The following is a 12369-nucleotide window of genomic DNA, read 5'->3' on the forward strand; positions in this document are numbered from 1 at the left end:
TAAAATTATTTCATCAAAACTGATTTAAAAAACTGATTTTCATAATTGCATGGTCCTGTGTTTGTGTTTTAGAAGATAGGTCCTGAAATTCACGATGGTTTAGTACTACATACAAATAAGATAAAGGCTGGTACTCCCATGAAAACCTTACGTTATAATTTTTAGAATCATTTTCAGCATTTACCTGGTAAAAACCAATTAATTGAATGCGGGGGTTAATTGCAAAGCGGCCTTCAACTGCGTAGAGGTCAATTTTGGTGGTAGTATTTAGTTCGCCTACCCTAATAAAATTATTTCGGTTAAAGCGGCCAGACAAAGAAAAATGTGGCGAGGGTGCATACTGTAACGTCCAGTCGCCACTGCGCAGACGGCCATTAAAATAACTGCCCCACCAGTAAATGGTTTGCAGGTTTAATTTGCGGGAAGGGTCGGTACTGGCATAAATTTTCTGACGTGTAAAATGGTATGCCCCCGCCGCAATTTTTACCCCCAATGGTTCAAAGTTTTCAGTAAGAAACTGGTAAGTAGGTGTAGCACTATATCCAAAGTAGGCACCACTTTGCAGGTTCAGCCATACAGGGTATACTGTCCAGGTACGCTCTACCAGTTTACCCGTACCAACCTGGTGATAAAATTCTGGAAACACACTTGGTTCATAAGCCCGTAGCCATTTTTTAAAAGGTAAATGTTTGCCACGGTACCACCAGAAAATTCCGGGCGCAGTGCCTATTACGTTGGTACGGGACACGAAGCCCATTTGGGGATCATAGTCTTTGGTAACGATGGATTGTGTCCACCACATTTTTAATTTATTGCTGATAAAATAATACTGGGCATAGGCAGACATTCCCTGCTTACCGGTGTTGCTCGTGTTACTTACAGATACCATCGTACTTACAGAATGGGATTCGCCAAATCGGAAGAATCCATCCACAGAACCAACCACGTTGGAGCCCTGGGGCTGATTTTTTACAGTAACCAATGTGCCAATGCGGTTTTGTTTGCCAAAATTTTCTGAATAACGGGCTACCAGAAAATTAGTACCTGGTGAGGCATCCACTTCTTTCTGACGCATTAGCATAGCGCCATAATTTCTTTTAGAAGAACGGTACACATAGCGGCCACCATATTCAAGCGGTATCTGGTTGCCATTATCATCCAAACCAATGCGCCTGCTAAAAAAGGGTTGTATGCGCATGAGGCCACCAGACTCATCAACACTCTGGCTTACACCAATGCCAAACAAACTGGCATTCTCTAAAAAAAACTGTCTTCTCTCCGGAAAAAAAACGGAAAAAAGCGTTGTGTTATTTACTTGTCTATCTGCATCTGCCTGCGCAAAATCTGTATTGGCGGTAAGATCCAGCACACTATTAGGACTAAGTGCCCACTTGATTTCGCCACCTACTTTTAATTTTGTATCGCTTACTGTTTTAATGCCATCAACTTTTTGTTTGTCGTAAGAAGTTATAACGTATGGTTGTATACGGATGTTGGTTTTGGGCGGCGGCGGACGTAAATTTTTAAGCAAACCGGCATAGTCCATTCGCATAGATGTAAAAGAACGGGGGTAAGGAGAAAAAGCCGTTACTTCATTGGTGAGGCGCCTGTTGCGATAAATATTGAAACCCCAGTTTTGAACACTGTCTGCAATTTTTGGATAGCGCAGTGTTTGCCAGGGAATGGCCATTTCAGCAATCCATCCAGAATCTGTCCGTGTAGTACGCACCTTCCAGAGTCCATCCCAGTCAAGATCGTAGTAGATATCATCAAATGAAAGCAAATCCCGCTGCACACCGTATGCATTTGTTGCCAGTGCCATGGCATTGCGCTGATCATTAAATCCATCAAACGATAACATTACCATGTCATGTTGTAAAACATTAAAATCCCGCTTAAAATCGGTAGCCCGGATGGCATTGCGTCCCAACGAATCTTTGCTGAAAATACCAACATACAAAAATTGTTTATTGTAAAGTACCCTTACATCAGTTTGGAAATTTGGCGACGTACCCTGCAAAGGCTCCACCTGTATAAAGCGGGAAGAAGGTTTTGTAAGCTGCCATTCCGGTTCATTTAATACACCGTCGATGTGTAAGGCTCCATGTATCTGCACAGCCTCCAGGCTTTTTCGTACAGAGTCGGGTTTAAACATATCTGTATCTTGGGCAAAACAACAAATAGAACTAAACAGCAGTAGTATTGTTAATCGTATCATGGAAAAGAATAAACGACTAAGGTATTAAAATAATCAACACCCGAAAAAAGGAATTGGTACTAAAGCTGGTTGTAAAACAGGGAAAGAAATAGTTATGTCGGCAGCAGTTTCAATAAATTTATAAAAATGATTGTACTTTTAGATCTTACTCATTTTAAACAAAAACTATAAAAGCATTATTATGAAATTTTTTACCTTACCTGTTCTTTTACTAATCGTGGTTGCAGCAACATCTTGCAATAATGAACCTCAAAAAAATATTGAGGTAACTGCGGATACAATTAAATCGGTTATAAAAAAGATTGTGATTCCTGAATCTGCCTGTTATGTATCTATAAAGGACAAAGATACCGTGAATTTAAAATTGGAAAAATCTTCCCAAGTTGTTACCGGAAATCTGTCATACAATTATTATGGAAAGGATTATAACAATGGTATCATTAATGGAACTTTGAGCGGAGATACGTTGGTGGCTGACTACAAGTTTATGTCTGAAGGAAAATCATCTGTAAGGCAGGTGGCCTTCTTAATTTCTGATAGCAGCCTAATTGAAGGATTTGGCTCTGTGGAAGAAAAAGAAGGTAAAATGGTGTTTAAAGATTTGAAGACACTCAATTTTAAAACAGGCACCAGACTGCATAAAATACCTTGCCCTGCCCAATAACCAGTTTTATTTACGATCAAATAATTTCCTTACAATCATTACATTATATTATATAGTTACTTTCACCAACTATTTTCACCAACATTATTTATGAAGTACAACAAATACCGCAGTGCATGTTTTGTAACAAGCTTGCTATTAACGCTGTTAACTGCGTTTTCTGCAACTGCACAGGATAGCTCCAAAACAGGGTTTTTGAATAATACTAAAACGATGGCGGAGCGATGGGAATTGGGTAAGGCTAATCACAAAGGGCTTTTCCTTGTTACTGCTTACAGGCCTATTTATGTAACGGCCGGCAGGTTTTCCAGTAACCCGAACGAACAACCAACCAGTGAAAATCCTGCTTACGCACTTCCCTTTAAGATACCCTACAATAAATACGAAGCTAAATTTCAGTTCAGTATGAAAACGAAAATAGTTAGGGGATTATTTTGGGGAGCAGGAGACATATGGGTTGCCTTTACTCAAAAGGCACATTGGCAAGTGTACAACGAAAAATTGTCGAGACCTTTCAGAGAGTTGAATTATGAGCCGGAACTTATTTTGAATTTTGCAACCAACTACAAGTTGTTTGGTTTCAAAGGAAGTATGCTGGGTATTGCGTTAAATCACCAGTCAAATGGCAAAATACTTCCCCTTTCAAGAAGCTGGAACAGGGTTGTATTACAGGCAGGTTTTGAAAGAAAAAACTGGCAGGTTTACCTGCGGCCGTGGATAAGGTTAACGGATAAAGACGATGAAAACCCTGCTATTGAAGATTATACAGGCCGTGCAGAAGCCATTGTGATTTACAACCCGGGCAAACACCAGTTGTCGGCAGTGATGGCTCATTCACTAAGGGCTAAAAATGGCGGCAGGGGTAGCATGCAGTTAAACTGGGTATTCCCCGTTATCAATAATTTAAGAGGTCAGTTGCAGGTGTCAGAAGGGTATGGCGAAACCCTGATGGATTACAATCACCGGCAAACCACCATTGGCCTTAGTGTATCACTTGTTGAATGGTGATGTACAGGGCTGCAATTAAAATCATTTTAAGACCATTTGTTTTAAGTGTATCAGGCTGTGGAGGATTCACCTGTGCAAGGACGCCAAATGAAGATAAAATGCAGCGGGTTGTTAGTAAGGCTTTAAAAGAGTTCATGGCATTTTTAGGAAGATAATATATTTTTACAATTGATGACGATGAGTTTGCAGGTAAACTTTTTTAAGCTATAGTTTGGGCTTTTGCAGATGGGTTTTAAGTATCGCTATCCTTACAACATGACCTGGTATTTACATTTTATTGCAACAACTTTTATTTTGTTACATGCTCACAACGGTAATTATTAAGTAGTGCTTTCCTATTTTGATAACTGTTTTATTAACCCATAGCTGATTGGGTTAAGCTGTTTATTTTCCTTAATTTCAACGCATATTCTTTTTAATAAAATCACCATCATTATGCGGAGTATTTACCTGTTTGCAATTTTATTTTTTACTACAATGTTAGCAGTGGCACAGAAAAAGCCAACTGGCGCTGCCGATATTATTCTTTTCAACGGCCGTGTGTGGACAGGCAATGAGAAAGCTACTTTTACGGAGGCGGTGGCCATTGGTGGAAACAACATTCTGCAAACAGGTACTTCTGCCGAAATTAAAAAACTGGCAGGCCCGCATACTAACCTGATCGACTTGCATGGGAAACTTGTAACAGCCGGTATTAATGATGCACATATCCATTTTCTTGAAGGATCACTGGGGCTAACCGGCATAGATTTGTATGAGAGTAAAACTTTGGAAGAAGCCCTTGCTGCAATAGAATCATTCGTGAAAAAAAATCCGGAAAAAAAATGGATCACCGGTATGGGCTGGCAGTACAGTATTTTCCAAGGGGGGATGCCTACAAAAGAAGCATTGCAGCAATTAAATAAAATAGTGAATGACAGGCCTGTGTACATTGATGCTTATGATGGGCATAGCATATGGGTAAACAGTAAGGCGATGGAAATGGCAGGTGTAACCAGGGATACAAAATTTGAAGGTTTTGGATCGATAATAAAAGATGCAAAAGGGGAGCCAACGGGTGCCATAACAGAAGGTGCCAGATCAATTGTTTCAAAAATTATTCCGCCGCCAACCACAGAAGAAAAATTAGCGGCATTAAGAGAAGGAATGAAGTACGCTGCAGCACACGGCATCACCAGCATACAAAATGCCAGTGGTTCTGTAGAAGAATTTTTGCTGTACGAAACCTTATTAAAAAACAAAGAACTTACCCTGCGGTCTTCTACTGCTTTTAGCGCAGGAAAAAAAACAACCGAAGAAGATATACAACAGTTTATACAGTTGAAAAAAAGAACGGATAAGGGAACCATGCTTAGGGCTGTTGCTATTAAGTTTATGCTGGATGGTGTAATTGAATCGCATACCGCACCAATGCTGGAGCCCTACAGCGATGCCACATCAGACGGCAAAAATGCCAACAGCGATTTTGCATTGCCTTTAGCACTTTACCGTAGCCTGCTGAATCGTTTTGATAAAGAAGGATTTCAAGTGTACACCCATGCCATTGGCGACAGGTCGGTTAGAGAAGCATTGAATGCGTATGAAAATGCGCAAACCATCAATGGTACAAAAGGTAAACGCCACCGCATTGAGCATATTGAACAAAGCTCCCCGGATGATATTCCCCGTTTTGCAAAACTGGGAGTAATGGCTTCTATGGAACCCATTCATGCAGACCCCGGCACTATGGAGGTTTGGACAAAAGCGGTGGGTGAAAAAAGATTACCCCATTCATTTGTATGGGCATCTATGTTGCAAAATAAAGTACACCTTGTTTTCAGCAGCGACTGGCCAGCTTGCCTTACACCCGATCCCATACGGGGGTTGCACAATGCCGTTAACCGCCGCACACCACAGGGTTTTCCTGAAGGAGGCTGGGTACCGGCGCAAAGAATTTCAGTTAAAGATGCTTTAATTGCTTATACACAAGGCGGTGCTTATTCTTCTTTTGATGAAAATATTAAAGGAAAAATTATGCCCGGTTATCTGGCAGACATCATCGTGTTTTCACAGGATCTTTTTACCATTCCCTCCATGGATATTTATAAAACAAAAGTGGTGATGACTATTTTTAACGGTAAGATTATTTATCAGGATAAGTAATTGGTGAAATAATAATTTCCTGAAAAATAAGATTTATCTTAAAAATTTATTTTTCTTCATTACTAACCAATGCAAAATCAGCACCGGCAACTTGGAGCTGTTCTTCCGTTCTAAGTTGCGATTCAACTATTTTTAAGGCGATGCCTCTGCACAAGTTATTTTTATCAACCAACCAGCATAAGTTGGTGAACTCAAAAAGTTTAATAGCTGCTTGTAGTAAACCAATTACTTGTAGTAGAATGCTCCTTCTATAAGTACTCCTACCGGAAGATGTAATTTTGCACTGTGATTTAAGGCTGCAATATTTCAACCCTTATAACCTGATCACGCCAATATCCTAACATCCTGAAAGTATACCATACCTATTTTTGTAAAATCCATATCATGAAAAACCTGTTCGTCATTCTGATGCTGATCCTGCTTGACGGATGCAAAAAGGATGCAGTTGAAATTCCTGTAGCGCCAATCAATTCAGATAGTAGAGATATAACTCCTGCCTATACAAAATATGGCATTTTAAAGGGAGCACATTTTTGCGATAAACGCACCATCAAAGTTTTTACAGGTGATCATATCAGCTTTAATGTGAAATTTGACAGTACCGCCATTTATAAAACGGCTGATCCTGCTAACCAGGGTGACATCAATAAATTATATGGTTTTTCTGAGGGGTACGATAATCATCTTAACAGTGCACGAATAGGTTGGGGCTGGAATAACAATGCCCTGAGGTTGCATGCCTATACCTATGCAGACGGCAAAAGAAGTTTTAAAGAGATTTCAACTATTGCTATCGGGGCAGTAATTCCAGTTACCATACACATCAGTGGAAAGAAATATCTTTTTTCAGTTGAAGGAAAAAAAGTTATGTTACCCAGGGCATTGAATGATAGTACTGTTTCAGGTTATTGGCAATACCCCTATTTTGGGGGCGATGAAGTTGCACCACATGATACTTATATTTATATCCTGGATCTGGCAAATTAAAGATGCTTAAATAGTGTAAGCCTCATTTCGCAGATCAAGCTTTTTTTATTTTGTTCTTTTGCTTTTTCAATCTATTATGGCTGCTGATCCTGCGAAGATGCCCAAGAAAATAAATGTCCATTGTATAATTTTGCTACATTAAATCCCCAACACCTCCTTCAATTTTGCATACCCGGCTTTGCTTACCGGCAAATGTACACCAGTAGTTAGTAATGCCAGGTGGCTGTCTTTTTCATGCTGATCAATACGGGTAATTAATGAGGCGTTGATGATGTAGGAACGGTGGATGCGGATAAACTCCTGTGGTGGCAGGATGTCTTCAAAATGCTGCATGGTTTTCTTTTTTAGAAAGCTGCCTTCGGCGGTGATGATCTTTACATAATCATCTGCAGCTTCCAGGTACTGCACCTGTGCTATAGGTATGATCTTTATTTTGCCATTGTCTTTTACAACAATGCGGTTGCTTTGTGTAGTGGATTTCAATGCTGTTTCTGTCACTGCCTGTGTAACGTTTATGTGTTGCTGTTGCAGCTTTTGAATGGCCTTGTCAAAGCGATCTTTGCTGAAAGGCTTTAGCAAATAATCGGCGGCATGGGCATCAAACGCTTTGATGGCGTACTCTTCATAGGCGGTGGTAAAAATTACTTGCGGCGGATTATCTATCAGCTCCAGCATTTCGAAGCCATTTATTTTGGGCATTTGTATATCGAGAAATATTAAATCCGGCTGATGTTGCTGAATGGCCTTTATGCCTTCAAAACCATCATTGCATTCTTCTGCTACCGTAATGTTTGGATACGATTGCAGGTATTCTTTTACCATCATTCTTGCCAATGGTTCGTCGTCAATTATTATTGCTTTCATGCTGTTGTGGTATGGTGATGATGGTGATAAATTGTTGTGCTTCTTTTTTTATTTGTAACAGGTCGTACCGGGAAAATAATAAAAACAATCTTCGCCTGATGGAAGATAAACCAAAGCCCGTACCCTTTACCGATGCAGAAGTGGTTTCATCAAAAGGGTTTTGTACGCTCACTTCCAGTAGCCCGTTTACATTTTTTGCACGGATGAAAATAGTTACTTCGCCAATAGTATCGTAAAGGCCAAACTTGATGGCGTTTTCTACCAGTGGTTGTAATATCATAGTAGGGAGTTGCATTTGCAGGGTAGCTTCTTCTGTTTCTATTTGCGTTTGCAGGCGATAACCAAAACGCACTTTTTCTATATCGAGGTATAATTGCAGGTATTGCAATTCTTCTTCAAAGCTTGTCCACTGTTGCTCTTCTTTTTTTAAGGTGCTCCGTAAAAAATCACTCAACTGCTGTATCATGTGCCGGGCTTTTTCTGGCTGGCTGCCGGTTAATGCACTGATAGAATTAAGGCTGTTGAATAAAAAATGGGGCTGCAATTGCTGGCGTAATTTATTTAACTCAGCTTCCCTTGCAAGGCGTTCCATATCCTGTTTGCGTTGCGTATCGGCCTGCTGATCTTGCTGGGTGTACCAAAGTAAACTTAATACAGTACAACATCCAATGAGTAAAAAAGCAATTACAAAACGGATAATGGTTGTTTGAGCCAGTGAATGCATATAGGCTATGTCATTTTTAAAAATGGCCCACATGCTTACACGCATTACCAGCAGCCACAGGCAACTTAAGGCAATCGTAATTACAAGTACATACCAGTATTTTTCCTGCTTGGGTAAATAATAACGCATGTTATTGATGATGAGTAAACAGGCAGCTTCTAATAGAAGATTGCTGACAATGGCATCTGTAATTGCCCTTGATGAGGCTATACCAAAATCCTGTAGTACCATTATTTGCAGCATGCACCAGATGCCGAACCATGCAATGAATGCGGCAAAAAAGATAATGAAAACTTTCCGATCTGCTGAAATATTACGAACCAATGGCAATGCTGTTTAAGCCGGTGAACTGATGAAGGCCCTGCTGCAATAATTGCGTGGCCGATTTTTGAATACTGCGAATGTACAAATTGGCATCGGGTTCTTCCTTAATTATAGAATAGATTTCTGCACCATCAGTATCGCAGGTAAGTAAATGCAATTCTGTTACGTCTATAAATTTCCGTTTAATGCTTACCTGGTTTTCCATTTCATGTTGTACACAATCGCCCTCACCCAACAACCTTGCTTTATGAAATGCATGCAATTCATCCTCTGCATAAATCAACCTAAGCTGTTCATCAAACTGTGGTGTATGATTACCTGATCCGCAAACAATCCGGAAAACTAATTTTGCAAGGAACCATTTCATGGCGTTATAATTTTGATGGTGATTTTGTTAGTTGTTGATGTACTGTGGGTGGTTGTCAATTGTGAGTGGACAAAGCCTTGCAACGTATAATTTAATTAAATAGCACTTATATTCTTAATAAATGAAGTGCTACATTTTTTCATCTTTTACCATTGCCTATTTACACTAATAGCTTTTAATTTCTATGCCACCAAATACTGCTGAACCCTTCAGGATAAGTACTTTTCCGGGATTGATAGTTGCATCAGGATTAAATCTTCGCTTATCATCTACGCCATGAAATACACCGTCTATTTCATTTTGAATGGCCCAATGCGGAGGTACTACTAACTTGATACCACCAAACACCGCTTCCAGTTTTAGTATTATCTGTCCGTTGATATCTGCCTGGCTAAAATCAATTTCAGCACCGCCGAAAACACAGGATATACGACCGCCCTGAAAATTTTTTGAAACAACTTTTTTAACGATGCCGCTAAAAACTGACCGTACCAACAGGTAATCGGTACTGTCTGCAAGCATGTCCGTAGCTAATGTCTGAAACCCACTGCCAGATACATTTTTCCATTGGCTTTGATTGATATCTTTTTTAAAATCAAGCCAATTATTTTTGCCCGGTCTTACAATAAAAATTACTCCGGCACCAATGATAACCAGTGGCCAAAACAGGGGTTCAAGACCTAAATTGGGGATGAATTCATTTACCAAAAAAAAGCCACCCACGCCGATTAAAATCAGCCAGGAATTGTTTCTGAAATTGTGTTTAAAGCCAGAGTAGATACCAACGAGTATTAAAATCATTGGCCATGAAAATAACCACCCGGGAATTACCGTACCAATATTGCGTAACAATAATACCGCACCTACCGCTACCAATATTAAACCGCCTGCTATTCTGCCACCTTCGCTACTCCTATAATTTTTATTGCTTTCCATTTACTTTATGTTTATAGCATAAATGTAGACTGTGTTTATAATAATGTAAAATGGCTTTAGGTAAATTGGATATAATTGGCGGTAAGCGATGAGGTTTTGTAGGTAAGCATTATTTTAATGCTACAGATTTGATAATGACTTAGAATGAAACTGTTATTTTCTCACTGTACAGGAGGGCTAATTTAAAGTAGAGGGTCATCATAAATAGTGTATAAGTATTTCAATGGCATAAGAATTGTCATCTTAAAATAGCGATGCAGTCTTTGTTGATACAAACGAATGTGGAGAAATGATTCAACTTTACCAGTAATAATTTATGACAATCTTACATCAAATTCTTTGGCTTTTTTTATTAGCCATCCCGGTTGCATGTGTAGCCTGGACTGTTATACACGAAGAAGTATTTAAAGAACCAAGGGAGTTTTGTTCCAAACGATGTGAGCATGGTAAAACGATATTGGAACGAAAATTTTTTTACCTCTTCACCTGTGAATATTGTTTTAGCCATTATGTTGCAATTGCCTTTCTTTTTTTGACTAATTATAAACTGTTGATAAATGATTGGCGGGGCTATGTTATAGCCGGCTTTTCATTGGTATGGATAGCCAATGTATATATGAGCCTGTTTGCTTTAATTAGACAGGGTATTAAAATGGGAAAAACGGAGATTAAAGTGCTCGAAAAAAAATCTGATAAATTATTGGAAGTATAAATTATAATATTGCCACTTTGATTAGTGATATCAAAATCTAACTATTATCTCTTGTTTATTTTACTTTTATTTTATTAAGGGCAGTTTTGTTTTTAGCGTTTCAAAGTAGCGATATAACCCTTTCTTTTTATTTCAAATTGGAATGGTTTGTTTTTTTTTAGTGTAGAATTTTTTTCCCTGAAATTTTTGTAAAAGGGAATTTTATTATCACAACTTTATTTAATTCCCCCACAAAAAATAGGCACAATACTTTCTATATTAATTTAAAGAATTAAATTTTATGGAAGCTATTGCCGATGAGATTTTACAATTGCCTAAAAGAAAATTAAGGGCTATAATTGATGATCCTGAAAAGAGTGCTCAAGCTGTTAATCTTATTTATGTAAATGATACAGTACCGGGAATAAAGCGTATAAAAAAAGGGAGAAAGTTTGATTATATAGCTGGTGAAACAATACGCATAACAGATAAAAAGGAATTAATCAGAATTAAAAGGCTGGTAATTCCTCCTGCCTGGGATAATGTATGGATATGTGATTTGGCAAATGGCCATTTGCAGGCAACCGGTTTAGATGTTAAAAAACGGAAACAATACCGGTATCACACGTTGTGGAATTCAATTCGCAATTATACAAAATATTTCAGGCTTTATCAATTTGGTAAAGTTGTTCCGGCTATACGATTACAGTTGGAAAAGGATCTTTCATTGTCAGGTTTACCGGTAGAAAAAGTATTGGCTTTAGTTGTTAGTTTGATGGAGAGAACCAATATTAGGATAGGAAACAGCATGTATGAAAAATTATATGGTTCGTTTGGATTAACTACATTAAAAGATAAACATGTAAATATAAATGGCAGCGAATTAAAATTTTCTTTCAAAGGAAAGAAAGGGGTGCATCATGATATTAGTATAAAAAATAAAAAATTATCTATCCTTGTTAAAAGCTGCCGGGATATTCCGGGTAAAGAACTTTTTCAATACTATACCAGTGATGGCGACAGAAGATCTGTTGATTCGGGAATGGTTAATGAGTACATAAAAAAAATAAGCGGTGGTGATTTTACTGCCAAAGATTTCAGGACCTGGTCGGGTACTATCCGTGCTTTTTTGGCTTTTAAAGAGTTAGGTCTTTTTGAAACTGCAACAGAGGCTAAGAGGAAGGTAGCTGAAGCATTAGATATGGTATCAAAGCAGTTGGGTAATACAAGAAATGTTTGTAAAAAATATTATGTGCATCCGGTGATTGTATCGTTGTACGAAAATAGGTCACTCGGAAAATATTTAAACCAACTGGATGAAATACAGGTAAATGATAATAAGGCTGACCTGACTGCGGAAGAAAAAATAGTAATGAAAATTTTGGAATCACATTGATGAATTAGACGGTTTACATAATGCATTAAGTTTAGCAACAACAATACA

Annotated in this window: 12 protein-coding genes; 6 read left to right on the plus strand and 6 right to left on the minus strand. The window is 38.5% G+C overall.

What is annotated here, in order from left to right; translation table 11 throughout:
* Positions 1-13: 13 nt before the first annotated feature.
* Entirely contained in the window at positions 14-2218 is a 2205-nt protein-coding gene (locus H7254_RS03915; RefSeq protein WP_301931739.1) for a DUF5916 domain-containing protein, read from the minus strand.
* Positions 2219-2399: 181 nt separating this feature from the next.
* Here H7254_RS03915 and H7254_RS03920 point away from each other — a divergent pair, with 181 nt between their 5' ends.
* Positions 2400-2882: a hypothetical protein gene (locus tag H7254_RS03920; protein ID WP_301931740.1), complete on the plus strand. Its 483-nt coding sequence runs from the start codon at positions 2400-2402 to the stop codon at positions 2880-2882.
* 90 nt (positions 2883-2972) lie between these two features.
* Complete coding sequence (locus tag H7254_RS03925; RefSeq protein ID WP_301931741.1) at positions 2973-3890, plus strand: phospholipase A; 918 nt, start codon at positions 2973-2975, stop codon at positions 3888-3890.
* Here H7254_RS03925 and H7254_RS03930 read toward each other — a convergent pair.
* Positions 3865-4026, minus strand: a complete 162-nt coding sequence (locus H7254_RS03930) for a hypothetical protein (RefSeq protein WP_301931742.1) — start codon at positions 4024-4026, stop codon at positions 3865-3867. The two genes, H7254_RS03925 and H7254_RS03930, sit on opposite strands and share 26 nt — an antisense overlap.
* A gap of 299 nt (positions 4027-4325) precedes the next feature.
* Here H7254_RS03930 and H7254_RS03935 point away from each other — a divergent pair, with 299 nt between their 5' ends.
* Both H7254_RS03935 and H7254_RS03940 read left to right on the plus strand, forming a co-directional pair.
* The gene (locus tag H7254_RS03935) at positions 4326-6032 is read left to right on the plus strand and encodes an amidohydrolase (protein WP_301931743.1); all 1707 of its coding nucleotides are present in this window, start codon (positions 4326-4328) and stop codon (positions 6030-6032) included.
* Positions 6033-6416: 384 nt separating this feature from the next.
* Positions 6417-7019 carry a hypothetical protein gene (locus H7254_RS03940; protein WP_301931744.1) on the plus strand — a complete coding sequence of 201 codons (603 nt, stop codon included), beginning with the start codon at positions 6417-6419 and terminating at the stop codon, positions 7017-7019.
* Positions 7020-7157: 138 nt separating this feature from the next.
* Here the strand turns inward: H7254_RS03940 and H7254_RS03945 are convergent, their stop codons facing one another.
* From H7254_RS03945 to H7254_RS03960, 4 genes are all read right to left on the minus strand, one after another.
* The gene (locus H7254_RS03945) at positions 7158-7883 is read right to left on the minus strand and encodes a LytTR family DNA-binding domain-containing protein (protein ID WP_301931745.1); all 726 of its coding nucleotides are present in this window, start codon (positions 7881-7883) and stop codon (positions 7158-7160) included.
* Entirely contained in the window at positions 7864-8838 is a 975-nt protein-coding gene (locus H7254_RS03950) for a sensor histidine kinase (protein WP_301931746.1), read from the minus strand. Before H7254_RS03950 ends, H7254_RS03945 begins: the two co-directional genes overlap by 20 nt.
* Positions 8839-8920: 82 nt before the next feature.
* Entirely contained in the window at positions 8921-9298 is a 378-nt protein-coding gene (locus H7254_RS03955) for a DUF4288 domain-containing protein (RefSeq protein WP_301931747.1), read from the minus strand.
* Between the two features lie 165 nt (positions 9299-9463).
* Positions 9464-10234 carry a DUF5668 domain-containing protein gene (locus H7254_RS03960; RefSeq protein WP_301931748.1) on the minus strand — a complete coding sequence of 257 codons (771 nt, stop codon included), beginning with the start codon at positions 10232-10234 and terminating at the stop codon, positions 9464-9466.
* 316 nt (positions 10235-10550) lie between these two features.
* Here H7254_RS03960 and H7254_RS03965 point away from each other — a divergent pair, with 316 nt between their 5' ends.
* Positions 10551-10946, plus strand: a complete 396-nt coding sequence (locus tag H7254_RS03965; protein ID WP_301931749.1) for a hypothetical protein — start codon at positions 10551-10553, stop codon at positions 10944-10946.
* Between the two features lie 280 nt (positions 10947-11226).
* Positions 11227-12321, plus strand: a complete 1095-nt coding sequence (locus tag H7254_RS03970; RefSeq protein WP_301931750.1) for a DNA topoisomerase IB — start codon at positions 11227-11229, stop codon at positions 12319-12321.
* The last annotated feature ends 48 nt before the right edge of the window (positions 12322-12369 follow it).

The organism is Ferruginibacter sp., from assembly GCF_014377975.1.
GTDB lineage: Bacteria > Bacteroidota > Bacteroidia > Chitinophagales > Chitinophagaceae > Ferruginibacter.

Coding starts and splice junctions, on each gene's coding strand:
- H7254_RS03940 (WP_301931744.1), top strand. CDS start 6,417: ATGAAAAACCTGTTCGTCATTCTGATGCTGATCCTGCTTGACGGATGC.
- H7254_RS03955 (WP_301931747.1), bottom strand. CDS start 9,298: ATGAAATGGTTCCTTGCAAAATTAGTTTTCCGGATTGTTTGCGGATCA.
- H7254_RS03950 (WP_301931746.1), bottom strand. CDS start 8,838: ATGGTACTACAGGATTTTGGTATAGCCTCATCAAGGGCAATTACAGAT.
- H7254_RS03960 (WP_301931748.1), bottom strand. CDS start 10,234: ATGGAAAGCAATAAAAATTATAGGAGTAGCGAAGGTGGCAGAATAGCA.
- H7254_RS03915 (WP_301931739.1), bottom strand. CDS start 2,218: ATGATACGATTAACAATACTACTGCTGTTTAGTTCTATTTGTTGTTTT.
- H7254_RS03930 (WP_301931742.1), bottom strand. CDS start 4,026: ATGAACTCTTTTAAAGCCTTACTAACAACCCGCTGCATTTTATCTTCA.
- H7254_RS03925 (WP_301931741.1), top strand. CDS start 2,973: ATGAAGTACAACAAATACCGCAGTGCATGTTTTGTAACAAGCTTGCTA.
- H7254_RS03965 (WP_301931749.1), top strand. CDS start 10,551: ATGACAATCTTACATCAAATTCTTTGGCTTTTTTTATTAGCCATCCCG.
- H7254_RS03935 (WP_301931743.1), top strand. CDS start 4,326: ATGCGGAGTATTTACCTGTTTGCAATTTTATTTTTTACTACAATGTTA.
- H7254_RS03920 (WP_301931740.1), top strand. CDS start 2,400: ATGAAATTTTTTACCTTACCTGTTCTTTTACTAATCGTGGTTGCAGCA.
- H7254_RS03970 (WP_301931750.1), top strand. CDS start 11,227: ATGGAAGCTATTGCCGATGAGATTTTACAATTGCCTAAAAGAAAATTA.
- H7254_RS03945 (WP_301931745.1), bottom strand. CDS start 7,883: ATGAAAGCAATAATAATTGACGACGAACCATTGGCAAGAATGATGGTA.